The following is a 12,509-nucleotide window of genomic DNA, read 5'->3' on the forward strand; positions in this document are numbered from 1 at the left end:
TCTTCAGCTCTGCATCAGCAGGCTGGCTTCCAGCGCCACGATGGCGACGACGCCGGCGATCTCGCTGCGCACCAGGCGTCGCCGCGCTTGCGCGTCTTCCTCGCGGGCCAGCAGCCGGCGGCGCATCCAGACCCAGCCATAGACCGTCGCGCCGTACAGGCACAGCCGCCACACCAGGAAGTAGCCCGCGCTGGCAGCCAGCCACCGCTCCCAGCCGGCAACGCTGCCGACGAGGTAGATGCCGACGAGATTGGCGCCCACGGCCGCGGCGATGATGACCACCGCCAGGAGCAGCGCCTTTGCCGCGCGCCGGCTGAAAAGCCAGCGCGGGCGCAGCCAGGCCGCGTTCATGGCGTGCCTCCCGGGTTGCCCCGCTGCAACCGATCGAGGCGGTCGGGCACCGGGTCGCCTTCGTAGATGCCGCGCGAGCCGGCCGCGCGCGTCCCGTGGCGCTGGATGATGGCCATGGGCGAGTTGTTCGCCAGTTCGCGCCGCAGTTCAAGTTCGGTCTTGAGGTTGCGGATCTCCTGATCGAGCGTGTCGCTCTCGTGGTTCACGGCCTCGACCGCCAACTGGTTGGCCGCCACGTTGGGTTCCTTCTTGCCGGTCAGCAGGGTCCGCTGGAGCAGCAATGCCTTCTCCAGCACGGACGACAACGCGACCTCGGACGCGAGACGTCGCGCCAGCAGGTCTTGGTCTGGCTCGTCGCGCAGCGCCTCGATGACGCCGCGTGTAATGGGCAGCGAGGTGCTGCCGGCTGCATGCAGGTTCTCGAACGTCGTGTTGCGCGTCCCAGAGACCAGTTCCTGCAAGGCCTCCAGCTTGGTCTCGTACTCCTCCTGGATCAGCGGCGTCAGCCCGACGCCAGGCACGGTCTCGGTCTTGGTGCAGGAATCACACGTGCGCTGTACCTGTTCCCCGAGAACCCGCGTCGCCCATTCGGTCGCCTGCTGCGGCGACGTCCAGGTCTGGCAGGACAGGCTCGCGCAACTGGCGGGCGCGATGGAGGACGTGTCAGTCACGCTGCGCCCGTTGACCAGGTTGTAGCCCGCCCGCGTCACGTCACCGACCACCCGGATGGCCGACTGGCCCGCGCCGCCGGCATTGCTGCCGCCCACCCAGGGCACGCCGTCGTTGCCGCGGCGCGTCTCGGCCTGCTCGATCGCCGATACGGCATCCGTGCTCGACACCGCATCGCGCAGCGCCATGCCTTCCGCCATCTGGCTCCATCCGAGCTGGCCGCCCGCCGTCTCGGCCATCTTCTCGGCCATCGCGCGACACGTCAGCTTGGAGCGGTCGAAATCCAGCCTCGCCTGCAGCACACCATTGGTCAGCAGGTTGTACAGCCCCGGATCGGCACGCTGGATGATCAGCGCCGGCAGCGATGCCACGGCACTGGTCGCGCTCTGGATCACGTTGCTCATGATCTGCTGGAACCCATTCGTGATCCCATTGAGCTGATTGCGCAGCGTGGTCTGGATGCTCATGTCGCCGCAGATGAGGTTGCTGTTCCAACCCAGGCCGACCCCGATCGAACGCATGCCAGCGGCGCGGCCCATGGACACCGCACTGCCACCGCCGATCGAGTACATGACCTCATCGCCGATGACGGGGCCGCTGGTCTGGAAGCCGGCCTGCGCCCACGCGAGGCCACAGACCAGGGCGAGCGCGCCGGCTAGCGCCGTGGGGCGCAGCGGGCGGCGAACCTTGGCGGATGGGTTCATCAGTTCAGGACGCTTCATCGCCGTACCCTCAATAGAAATCGACGCTGCCGAGGAACACCTGGCCCCGGCGTTCGCAGCACGCATAGGGCCGCCACAACGCCCAGGCGTAGTCGCCTTGTTGGGCCTGTGTCAGGAAGCCGTTGCGCGGGAAGACCGTGCAGGACGAGGACAGGACGGGCGTGAGTTCCTGCCACTTGCCGGTCGAGGCATCGCCCTCCATCAGCGCGCCGGCCGGCCAGTAGCCATCGCGGGAGTTGGCGAGCAGCGGCTGATAGACGTGGATCTGCCCGCGGCGCGTGACCACATCGCCGGCCCGTTGGGCCACCACGGCACCGGCCTTGTGGTCGTCCGTCTGGTGCAGGAAGCCGCCGCGCGGATAGACGTTGCCCCAGAGGTTCAGGGTCGAGCGCGCGCCGACCTCGCGCATGCCCGGGATCAATGCCTCCGGGTACACCATCTCCGGTACGTTGTAGCGCCAGGCCGGCGTGTCCAGCGTACTGAGCAGGTACGGCATGAAGGCCGTGCCTGCGCCCTCGCAGAAATAGCCCGAGGACGAGACGAACTGGTTGAACACCTCGACGCCGGGGTGGCCGATGACGTCCGCGTTCTTGAACTTCGCGAGATTGTTTTCGTGATCTTCATTGGTGGTGCCGTCCCCGCCGGCCTGGGCCGAAGGGTTGGGCGTGCTCATGGCGCGCACTTCGACCCAGGGGTTCTCGCCGGTGTTCGAGTAGGACGAAACCACCGCATCGGGGATGTAGTGCCTGACCTTGACGGACGTGCGCACCGTGCAGCCGGTCCAGGTGCAGTAGAGCCAGTAGCAGATACCCACCACCCGGTACTCCAGGCAATCGGGCGAAGCCACTGAACCCACGATGGTCGCCGTGTTCAGGGCGTAGCTGCCCGTGGCGCTGAGCAGCAGCACGGAGGTGACGGCAGCCCGCATGCGGCGCAGAAGGTCGAATGAGCGGATCACGGTTCGGCCCTCCGGTGCTGTTCGATGCGCGCGATGGCGCGGGCCACGTCAGGCTCGCCATAGACCACGTAGCGCTGATCCACCACGACAGCCGGAATGGTGGTGATGCCCAGGCTCCATGCGTCGGCAACGCCCTGGTATGCGGTGGCGATGCGACGCTGGAGGTCAGCGCCCCCCTGGCTCAGCCGGCGCTTCACGATGGCTGTTGCCTGTCCGGGATCGGCGGGCAGCGCCGCAGAAAGCTCCGCTTCGATCCGGGGCGCTTCATCCAGCTCGATCAGCTGCTCGCCACCCATGGTCCTGACCGGGTGACGGCTGTCGGTGATGATCACCACATCGGCGGCGAAGCTGGCCGGGCTGAACACGGCCAGGGAAGCCGGCAGCGCAACGGCCAGGCCAAGGGTTCGCCAGCCCGATGCGAACCTGGATGAAGATGCTGGCATGTCGAGCGCCCCCAAGAGTTGTCAAGGGCCATAGTCAAACGCCGAACGCCATGCGGCCCCAACAAACAATGCGCATCGCGGACTGCCCGCATACCTGCTTGTCTTGCGCCAATGAAAAGCGGAGGCCGAAGCCTCCGCGTGGATCAAGGAGCCGGTGCCATTGCTACAGCAGGCCGGATTCCGCAAAGGAGAACGGGGCACCCTGGCCGACGATGATGTGGTCCAGTACCCGCACATCGATGAGCGCCAGCGCGGCTTGCAGTTGCTGGGTCAGCATGCGATCCGCGCTGGACGGCTCGGAGACGCCCGAAGGATGCTGGTGGGCGAAGACCACCGCGGCGGCATTCAACTCCAGCACACGCTGCACGACGACACGCGGATAGACCGAAGTCGCGTTGATCGTGCCCCTGAACAGCGGCTCGTAGGCCAGCACCTGGTGCAGGCTGTCCAGGAACACAGCGGCGAATATCTCATTGGGCTCAGCGACCAGTTTCAGACGCAGGTAGTCCCGTACAGCGGCCGGTTGGCTGAGGCACGGTCCAGCTTTGAAGACCCGTCTCTCCAGCAGCACGATGGCTTGCTGGATGATCCAGTCCTCGTGTTGGGCAGCGATGGCGGAAAGCGACTCCAGGCAGGAGTCATTGACGGCGAAAGACATGGCGAACCTCCAGACGGTGAGATCGGAGGGCACTCGCCCTGGGAGGGCAAGCCCTCCTGGGGAACGAACAAGGTGCATCCATCACCGCGGCAGCGGTGATCGTTCGCGGCCAGGATGCGAGGCGAACGGGGTTGTGGTCAGCGCAGCGGACTGCGCCGTAGCCTTGAAGACCGGGGCTACCTGGGCATGTCGCCGACGACGTCGGCAGGCATTTCCGATGTGGGTGTGGCGGCGGGATCGCCGGCCGCGAGCATGTCCATGGCCGACAGCAAGGCATCGCCCTCGATCGGGCCCTGCAGCAGGATCGCCTTGCCGGTTTCGCGATCGTGCAGCCGCAGCGACGGCGTGGCGGTCACGCCGCTGTTCGTGGCTTCCGCAGTTTGGGTACGAATCGCCGCGTCGGGCCGCTCGCTCGCAATGCACTGTTCGATGGCTGGCGTCAGGGCGGGGTGGCGCAGGTCTTCGGGCAAGCCCTGGCCGTCGCTGTGTGTGTGGACATAGACCCACTCGACAGCCTGCCAGAAGGCGGGATGGCCGCCGGCTTCGCCCGCGCATTCCACCAAGCGCGCTTCGGCGGACGCGGCCGGCTCATGCGCGGCCAACGGCAGGTGGTGCCATTGCAAGGCCACGTCCGCATTGCCGGCTACCCAACGCTTGAGGACAGGGAAATAGGACCGGCAGAACGGGCATTCGAGGTCCGCGTAGAGCGTCAGCGTGAAACGACCTGCCGGGTTGCCCATCTGCCAAGGAGGCCCGGCCACCTGCGTCTCGCTGACAGGCGCCGAGGTTTGGGGCGTGGACTCGCCTGGCGAACGGGACACGAGCCAGATCAGCAGCAGCGCAACCAGCACTGCGCCTAACGCCCATGGCCAGCGGGCCCGCCAGCGCCGACGGCGGAACGCCTGGACCTGCATCGGAATGGATGAGCGTTTCTGTTCCATGGCGTTCTCCGGTGCACGGCAGATTCAGGGCAGGGCCAGGGCCGGCGACTCGATGCCGCGTGCCCGGTCGATCTTCTCGGCCACCTTGAAGGCGGCATCCAACTCGCTGACGCCGTGCTGCTGCATGAGCTGGTAGCGCTCGGCCTTCTCTTCGGGTTCGGTCTGCGCGAGCGCGAGATACAGGCTCGGCGGCACGGCGCGGAAGAGCACCTCCATGCTCTTGGAGAGGATGACGCCCTCGGTGAACTTGCCCGCTTCCTTGCGTGCCGAAAGCATCAGCGCCTTCTGCGCCGGCGAGAGTTCGCGGAATCGTGCGATCTTCTCCACCTCGTCCGGCGGCATCGACAGGCAGATCCACCACTCGATCATGTTGAGCATGGGCTCTGCGGCGCGCGGCAGATCGTCGATGTTTTGCGTCGCCAGCCAGAACCAGGCGCCCAACTTGCGCCACATTTTTGTAATTTTCACGACATACGGCGCGAGCAGCGGGTTCTTCGTGATGATGTGGCCTTCGTCGGTCACGTTGATGATCGGGCGGCCGAGATACTGGTCACGCTCCGCGATGTTGTTCACCGTGCTGATGAGGCTGATGTACGCGATCGAGAGCTGCGCGTTGTAGCCCTCACGGGCATAGGTCGCGAGATCCACCAGCGTGATGTCGGCCTCGGGCCACGGCGTGCCGTCGCGGTCGAACATCTCGCCGTCCGTGCCTTGGCAGAACATGTCCATCGCGTCCGCCATCTCCAGCAGCCGCACGCGCCGCATCTCGGGCAACGTCGGGTCCTGGCCGCGGGTGCGCAGCGCATTGCGCACGTCGCGCGTGAGCACCGTGCGCTTCTCGGCCACGCAGTGCTCGGCGGCGTCGAGGATGCACTGGCGGATCAGCGAGCGGTCGGCGCGCGTCATCCTGGCTTCCTCCTTGTCCTCGCCGCCAGTGATCATCAGCCGCGCCGTGATCTCCAGTTCGCCCAGCACGTCGCGCTGTTCGTCCGCCTCCATGGCTGAGGCATCGGGTGGCAGGTCTTCGTCCAGCGCATCGGCATCGAGCGTTTGCACATCGCTGGGCGTTTCGATCAGCCGGCGCGCGTCGGCGAACGGCGCTAGGCTGATGCCCGATCCGGGGGCCAGCTTGACCCGATTCACGGTCAGGCCCAGGCGCCTGGCGAAGTCGCTGAACAAGCCGAAGCTATTGCCGGCTTCCACGATGAAGAGGCGCGGCCGATAAATGGCCGTGACCTGGTTCAGCAGATTGTTGAGCGTGGCCGATTTGCCGGAACCCGTCGGGCCGAACAGGAACAGGTGGGCGTTCATCTGCCGGTCCAGGCGATTGAGCGGATCGAAGGTGATCGGCCCGCCGCCGCGGTTGAACATCGTGATGCCTGGATGCCCCGTACCCTGGGCACGGCCCCACACCGGCGACAGGTTTGCCGCGTGCTGGGCGAACATCAGTTGCGTGTACCACCGGCGCCGATCCTTGCCGGGGTTGTAGCAGCACGGCAGCCAGCGCAGGTAGCTGTTGAGCGGCGCCACCTCATCATCCTCTCGCACCGGCTGCAAACCAGCGTTGAGCATCACGTTCGCCAGGTCCAGGCCGCGCCGATCCAGTTCCGCCTCGTCGCGCCCGCGCAGGTAGAACGCCAGCGTGCCCCGGTAGAGCTTGTGCGCGCTGCCGATCAGCGAGCGGGCTTCATGCACGTCCTTGAGCGTCTGCTCCGACGCCAGCGTCTCGCCCACGGCCTTCTTCGCCAGGTGGTTCAGATCCGATTCCAGGACATCCTGGGGCGTGGCAACCATCGTGAGACAAAGCAAGGTGTCTTCCGGCATCTGGTCGAACAGCGTGTTGATCGCATCGCCCTTGCGGGTCTCGCCGGTTAGATGTCCCGTGCCGGGCGGCATGCGCAGCCGGTCGGTGATCAGCACACGGTGCGGCATGCCGTCGAAGTACCAGGTGCCGTGCTCCACGTCGGAGCGTGGCTGGCCGAAGAACAGCCGCTGGCTGAAATCCCGCCCGCTCGCCAGTTCGATCTCGCCGGCCTCAGTCTCGTCCGGGTAGCGCGCCAGTGCGTAGAAGCGCTCCCGGTCCTCTGTACTGGGCCCGAGCATCGCGGGGCGCGGATTGAGCCACCGCAGCAGCCAGTCGTGGACGTCGGCTGCGACCATGCGCCGTGCCTGGATGCCGGCGTTCGCCAGCCCGCCACACAGGCGGTCGCAGACGATGTTCAGCATCTGCTCGGGCGTCTGGCCGCGGCGGCTTGCCTGCCCGGTGGCACGTCGATAGACCACCATGCGCACGCGCCGCGTCTGCCCGCGCCAGCGCAGCCGCGTGACCACCGTGTCCTCGAACAGGCCGCCGGGCTTGGCCACCGCACGCAGATGGTGGCCGAAGAAGCGCAGGTAGAACTCGGTGAACGCTGTCCCGCGGGCACGTGGCTGCACGTAGTCACGCAGGGTCTGCATGTACTGGTCGAAACTCGGCTCGTCCTGGGCATAGAGCTGGAGCACCCAGGGGTTCTCGTCCAGCTCATCGAAGCTGTCCTGCAGCGCGTTCTCCAAGGCGTCGCGGGCGTGGGCAAGCCAGCCCGGTTCCCGGCCCTCGGTCCCCAGCGGCACCAGCTCGAAGAAGGCCGCCACCGATTGGCCGTCCTCCAGCAACATGGACCTTGACTCGGGCAAGAACTCGACCCAGGGCAGCAGTTCCACGAAGGACGGTGCGACCTCGTACAGCGCCTGCTCGTCGGCCTCCGTCGCCGGTTTGCGGCCCCGGACTGCCGAGCCGGGTTCGGGGATGCCGGCTTGGCGCAAGGCCTCAATGTGGCGCTGCCAGCCGTCCGGCTGCTCGTCATCACCAGCGCCGGATGCGGCCAGCTTCAGCGCGGCCGGCTTAGGCCAGGGAAGTTTCCAGCGCATCAGTAGTCCTCCACGCGCTCACCCGGCATCGCGTACTGAATGCGCTGGTACAGCGGGAAGACGGTCGTGTAGCCGGGCACCGGCACGGGATCGGTGCCGGCCAGGTGCGGGTACACGTACATCACGAGATCGGGATTGGGCAGGCGCTGGAACTGGCGATGGACCTCGTTGCGCGCGGTGCGCGTGTAGCGCATCTGCTCGGCAGGTGCGGCCTGCATATCGGCGTCGGTCAGCGGCCGACGCAGGCTCTGGCGCGCATCGAGCAGTTGGCCGCCGGCGTTCCGTCCGGCTGCGCCACCGCCGTCCCCGGCCTCCTGCTGCCAGATGTCCATCATCGTGCGGTCACCGTGGGTCAGCAGCTTTTCCTTGCTGGTGGCGCAGCCGGCGAGCGCCGCGACGGCGAGGACCAGCGCCAGGCCACGGGCCAAGCTATTCAAGTTCGAGAGCATGGCTTTCTCCTGTGCGGTGATCGACCTTGCGGCCTTCGGGATCGAAGTCGATGGCGAGCGGCTTTTCGAGGTGGACGGCGACCTTCGCGCCGGGCTGGACATAGACGGCGGCGAACGCTTGGCCGTAGAGCTTGTTGACCCAGGCCGACATGTCCCGCACGCCGCCCGCCAGAATCTGGCCGACCGCCTCCTGGCCGCTGATGCCCACGGTGCCGATGGAGCCGTCCGAGCCGACATAGGACATGCGGCCGCTGTCGCTCTCGATGAGCGAGGCCACGCCGGCACCGGCCGCGGTGATCAGGGCCTGCGAGCCGAGGTACTGCTGGGCGTTGCTGCGCCGCTCGCCGCTGACGCAAGGAATGCCGTGGGGATCGCTGATCCAGCCCAAGCCATCGCGCTGCTGGTTGTTCTGCTGGTTTCCTTCGCGGTCTTCGGGGATCGTGCGAATCGTGCCGTCGTTGAAGACGAACGTGATGCTGCGCACCTGGCCGCGCACGCAAGAAAGCGTCCAGTCGCCCGAGGCGGTGCCGCTGAACACGGCGCCGGCCACATCGGGAATGTCGATGCCGTTCGCCGTGAGGTTGTCCGGCCCCACCAGCACCTTGAAGGGGTACGGGTCGTTGACGGTGCCGTCGATCGGCACACGCCCGATCAGCGCTGTCATCGCCACCGAGCCCATGAGCGTGGAGTTCGTGGGGACGGTATAGACGGGCTTTGCGGTCTTGACGCCCGCGGCGCGTGCCCCGGCGTTCGCCACGGTTTCCGCCGTGGTTTGCAACGTGCTCTGCTCGGGGCCGAAGCTCGTCGGGAAGCTCATGCCGCCAGCCGTGCCGCGCCCCCTGTTGCGTCCCTCGGCAGGCTTCGCGTCATCCGGTTCAACCCAGCGCATGCCGCCTTCCATCCCGGCCTCGTCGCCCCCCTGCAGCCCCAGGCCCACGGGCAGATCGGCATGGCTGCCACCGCGCCCACCAATGCTGTCCAGGCGCCGCTGTAGGTCGGCGAGTAGCCCTTCGGTCTGCTGGCGCGTGCTGGCCGCCTGCTCCTGGTCGCGCCGCAGGTTGGAGCGCTCGGACTCCAGCGCAGAGTTGATGCGCTGGTCGATCGAGTTCTCGCGCTGACGCAGGCGCTGGTTCTCTTCGCGCTGGGACTTGTTGTCCGAGAGCGCCGTCTGAAGCTCGGTGCGCAACTGCTTCACTTGGGCGACGAGCGTGGCCACGGTGTCGCGCGGGGTATCGCCTTCGATGCCCAACGCCTTCATTTCTTCTGGCGTGAGCTGGGCGCCGGCATCGCTAGCGGGCGGCGCCGACGTGCTTCCACCCGAGAACAGGCGGATGCCGACGAACAGCACCAGGATGGCGACGGGGATCATCAGCCACTTCAGGAGTCCGTTACTGCGCATGATCGGCCTCCTTGCGTTCGGTGGCTTCGGCTTCTGGCTGCGGCAGATGCACGGCTGGGTCGAAGCGGTGAATGGCCGGCAGCAGCGACTGCGCCAAGCCGTGCCCGCGCGTCACCAGGTACAGGACGGTCGTGTCCTCGGGCACGCCGTGCGGCCCGAGCGCCTCATGCTGGAAGGTCGCCGTCAGGAAATCGCCCTGCAGCACACGCGGATCAAGCGTGACCCAGCCGGCGCTGGTATTGGTCAGGCGCACGGCCGTCACCCATTGGTCTTCCAGACGCCACGACGCGAGCGCGAGTGCGCGCACGGGCAATGTCGGCATCAGCGTGCCGAGGTCCATGTCGCGGCGCAGGTTGATGCGCATGACGCCCGGCAGTGGCTCCACGGTGCGCAGCGGCGCGTAAAGGCTCTGCGCGGCGAAGCGGGTCAGCACCACGGGGATGGGGGTTTCGCGCCGCGCCGGCCGCGCACCCGACTGGTCCTGGGCGCGCGCCGGGGCCTCGGCACCGTTGGACTGATCGCCATAGCGAGCCGGAGTGCTGCTGTCCTCGACGATGCGCACCGGCTCCAGTTCGGCTTCGCCGTCCTTGGGCGCCTCGGCCGCAATGTCCAGCAGGATCAGCGCGCCGGTGTCGGCGTCCTGCAATTGCAGCCGCGTGGGCTCGATTGGCTCGCTGGCGCGCAGGTACACCGCGCCGCCTGCGCTCTGTACGCGCAGGCGTTCGCCCACGCCCGCAGGCACTCCGACGCGGACGTTGCGGTCGATGAACACGATCCGCTCCTGGCCGACCTTCAGCGGCACCGCCAACGGCATGCGTTCCCAGCGCAGGATCTCCACCGCCTGAGCGGCGGGGAACGCAGCCACGGCCAGCAGCCCCAGCAGCATGAGTACAGGGTGCTTCATGGGGTATTTCCTCCTTGAGGCGCGTGCGGAGACAGACCGCCGGATGCCGGGCGCGTCGGTTCCGGGGTGCTGATGCGCTGGGGCGTGCCGTCGTAGCAGTCGAGCGCCAGGCCGAAGGGGTTGCGTGCGGGGTCGATGTCCACCTTGGTGACTTTCACCGGGTAGCGCACCAGGGCGCGCTTTACCTGCTCCGCGCCGTAGTACTCGTCCGCCGTGATGTCCAGCGTCACCACCCAGTCGCGATCGGAGACCGTGCGCACGCGCGCCGTAGGGTCGTCGCCGTAGCCGCGGCCGGGGATTTCGTAGATGCCGCGCACGCGCTGGCGCAGCTCGCCCGTGCTGCGGCGGTAGTCGTAGTCCGCGCGCAGGAAGGCCTGGCAGGACGGCGTGAGGTACGGCGAGAGCGTGTGGAGGTTGCGGGCATAGTCCTCCTCGCCATTCGTGGGCCAACGGTTGAGGGTCTGGAACACGTAGAACGTGAACGCATAGACCGATTCGGGCGGCACCTCCCACCATTTCCGGGTGCTGCCGGAGCGCAGGTCGGGCGGGACATGGATGGTCAGATCGCGTGGCGCGCTCCACCAGCCGCCGCCCATCACGAGGGCGACGATGACCAGCGCGCCGGCACCCAGGCGAAGCGTCTTGATGTGCGCCTGCAGGTGAGCGATCTCGTTCTTGAAGCGGCTCATCGCGCACCCCTTGAAGCAGACCTGCGGGTGGTCCAGAAGCCGGAGCGCGAGATCAGCACATGGCCGCCCACCCAGCCCGCCATCAGCGGATGGCGCGTGGCGATGCGCCATTGCAGTTGCCGGTACAGCCAGGTGTCGGGGCGCCCGCGCTTCAGGCGCCGCAGGATGCCGCCGCCGATGAACACGCCCAGCGCCACGCCCAGCACAACGAACGTCGGCGCCAGCGCGATCGTGCGGAACATCCAGGACAACGGCGCGCCGACCAGCAGGCCGGCGGCGCCGGACAAGCCGCAGCAGATCCACAGCTCGTCGGCGGTGAGGCCGCGCACGACAACGGGGTGGCGGTTGAGCCGATGCGGAAGGAACGTCACGGTCCCGTCCGCACGGACGTGCTGCTGCTCGGACATACCGACCTCACTTACAGGATGCCGGTGGCTTCGGTGAGCAGCCAGATGCCGATCACGAGCAGCACGGCGCCGATGGCGACCGTGAGGCCGAACTGGCCCCACGTCTTGCGGCCGGTGTGGATCTCCGCGTAGGTGCCGTAGGCGTGGTAGCAGACGCCGATAAACATCGACGCCACCACCAGCAGGGCCACAAGCATGATGATGTCGTAGCCGTAGTTGCGGATCGTCTCCATGATGCCGTTGCCGGTGCCGCGCGTCGGGTTCTCCAACTGCGGCAGACCTTGCGCGAACGACAGCGCCGGCAGCGCGGTGGCGCCCAGGGCCACGGCGGCCCGCTGGGCGAGACGGGAAGTGAGGATGCGGTTTGGCATGGTCAGGCCTTTCAGGTCAGGAGAGGAGGAAGAAGGTCAGGACGAGGTACATCGCGACGAAGCGGATGCAGACACCGAGGAACTGGCGCTGGTTGAGGCGGCTCTCGGACCACCCCACGTAGGCCGTTCGGATGGCCCAGACGCCCCACACGAGCAGGACCGCGAACACGACGCCGACCAGGACGGTCGCCATCGCGGAAGGCGCGATGCCGCTGTTGGCTTGAAATGCCGAGACCTGTGCGCCGTTCATGGCTTGCCCTCCGCAGTCGTCGCCGGCAGCGGCTCGGACGCCCGCTCGGTGCGGTAGTCGCCGGCCAGTTCGGAGGGGTCGCGCGGCTGGGCGCGCGACGGTGTGAGATGGGCTCGGATGCCAGCGCGCACGCGCGCCAGGTCAGCCAACAGCCTCGGGTAGTCGAAGTGGTAGCGCTCGCCCGGCGTGATGGGGGTATGCGCGGCGCTGTCCGCGACGGTGCGCTCCAGCGCGTCGAGCTGGCGCAGCGCGGCGATCAGTTCCTGGCGCTGCGCCGGGGACTCGGCCAACGCCATCGGGGACTGCCCCAGCACGAGGGCCGTCACGAGAAAATTGGGCACGCCGCGATGCGCGGCGCGCAGCCAGATCGAAGCCACCATCGCGCCATTCC

Annotated in this window: 15 protein-coding genes; all 15 read right to left on the minus strand. The window is 67.6% G+C overall.

Annotated features, from left to right (window positions below):
• Nucleotides 1–3: 3 nt before the first annotated feature.
• Nucleotides 4–351, minus strand: a complete 348-nt coding sequence (locus ACX12L_RS03435; protein ID WP_003050094.1) for a hypothetical protein — start codon at nucleotides 349–351, stop codon at nucleotides 4–6.
• The gene (locus ACX12L_RS03440; RefSeq protein ID WP_003050095.1) at nucleotides 348–1,742 is read right to left on the minus strand and encodes an integrating conjugative element protein; all 1,395 of its coding nucleotides are present in this window, start codon (nucleotides 1,740–1,742) and stop codon (nucleotides 348–350) included. Before ACX12L_RS03440 ends, ACX12L_RS03435 begins: the two co-directional genes overlap by 4 nt.
• Nucleotides 1,743–1,752: 10 nt before the next feature.
• Nucleotides 1,753–2,700 (minus strand): TIGR03756 family integrating conjugative element protein, encoded by a 948-nt coding sequence (locus ACX12L_RS03445; RefSeq protein WP_003050097.1) that lies wholly within the window; start codon nucleotides 2,698–2,700, stop codon nucleotides 1,753–1,755.
• Nucleotides 2,697–3,143, minus strand: coding sequence for a TIGR03757 family integrating conjugative element protein (locus ACX12L_RS03450; RefSeq protein WP_013520787.1), 447 nt, complete (start codon nucleotides 3,141–3,143; stop codon nucleotides 2,697–2,699). Before ACX12L_RS03450 ends, ACX12L_RS03445 begins: the two co-directional genes overlap by 4 nt.
• Before the next feature lie 163 nt (nucleotides 3,144–3,306).
• Nucleotides 3,307–3,801 carry a JAB domain-containing protein gene (locus ACX12L_RS03455; RefSeq protein WP_003050103.1) on the minus strand — a complete coding sequence of 165 codons (495 nt, stop codon included), beginning with the start codon at nucleotides 3,799–3,801 and terminating at the stop codon, nucleotides 3,307–3,309.
• Nucleotides 3,802–3,977: 176 nt separating this feature from the next.
• Nucleotides 3,978–4,742 (minus strand): DsbA family protein, encoded by a 765-nt coding sequence (locus ACX12L_RS03460; protein WP_003050104.1) that lies wholly within the window; start codon nucleotides 4,740–4,742, stop codon nucleotides 3,978–3,980.
• A 24-nt stretch (nucleotides 4,743–4,766) separates the two neighbouring features.
• Nucleotides 4,767–7,649 (minus strand): conjugative transfer ATPase, encoded by a 2,883-nt coding sequence (locus ACX12L_RS03465; RefSeq protein ID WP_003050106.1) that lies wholly within the window; start codon nucleotides 7,647–7,649, stop codon nucleotides 4,767–4,769.
• A complete protein-coding gene (locus ACX12L_RS03470; RefSeq protein WP_003050109.1) occupies nucleotides 7,649–8,098 on the minus strand; it encodes a TIGR03751 family conjugal transfer lipoprotein in 450 nt (149 codons plus the stop codon). The genes ACX12L_RS03465 and ACX12L_RS03470 overlap by 1 nt, the downstream gene beginning before the upstream one ends.
• On the minus strand, nucleotides 8,079–9,497 hold the full coding sequence (locus ACX12L_RS03475; protein WP_013520786.1) for a TIGR03752 family integrating conjugative element protein: 1,419 nt from the start codon (nucleotides 9,495–9,497) through the stop codon (nucleotides 8,079–8,081). Before ACX12L_RS03475 ends, ACX12L_RS03470 begins: the two co-directional genes overlap by 20 nt.
• Entirely contained in the window at nucleotides 9,487–10,401 is a 915-nt protein-coding gene (locus tag ACX12L_RS03480) for a TIGR03749 family integrating conjugative element protein (RefSeq protein ID WP_013520785.1), read from the minus strand. Before ACX12L_RS03480 ends, ACX12L_RS03475 begins: the two co-directional genes overlap by 11 nt.
• Nucleotides 10,398–11,090: a PFL_4703 family integrating conjugative element protein gene (locus ACX12L_RS03485; RefSeq protein WP_013520784.1), complete on the minus strand. Its 693-nt coding sequence runs from the start codon at nucleotides 11,088–11,090 to the stop codon at nucleotides 10,398–10,400. Before ACX12L_RS03485 ends, ACX12L_RS03480 begins: the two co-directional genes overlap by 4 nt.
• Nucleotides 11,087–11,497, minus strand: a complete 411-nt coding sequence (locus ACX12L_RS03490) for a TIGR03750 family conjugal transfer protein (protein ID WP_013520783.1) — start codon at nucleotides 11,495–11,497, stop codon at nucleotides 11,087–11,089. The genes ACX12L_RS03485 and ACX12L_RS03490 overlap by 4 nt, the downstream gene beginning before the upstream one ends.
• 11 nt (nucleotides 11,498–11,508) lie before the next feature.
• Nucleotides 11,509–11,868, minus strand: coding sequence for a TIGR03745 family integrating conjugative element membrane protein (locus tag ACX12L_RS03495; protein WP_013520782.1), 360 nt, complete (start codon nucleotides 11,866–11,868; stop codon nucleotides 11,509–11,511).
• A gap of 16 nt (nucleotides 11,869–11,884) precedes the next feature.
• Nucleotides 11,885–12,118 (minus strand): TIGR03758 family integrating conjugative element protein, encoded by a 234-nt coding sequence (locus ACX12L_RS03500; protein ID WP_013520781.1) that lies wholly within the window; start codon nucleotides 12,116–12,118, stop codon nucleotides 11,885–11,887.
• On the minus strand, nucleotides 12,115–12,498 hold the full coding sequence (locus ACX12L_RS03505) for an integrative conjugative element protein, RAQPRD family (RefSeq protein WP_013520780.1): 384 nt from the start codon (nucleotides 12,496–12,498) through the stop codon (nucleotides 12,115–12,117). Before ACX12L_RS03505 ends, ACX12L_RS03500 begins: the two co-directional genes overlap by 4 nt.
• Nucleotides 12,499–12,509: the final 11 nt, after the last annotated feature.

The organism is Alicycliphilus sp. T452, from assembly GCF_054512775.1.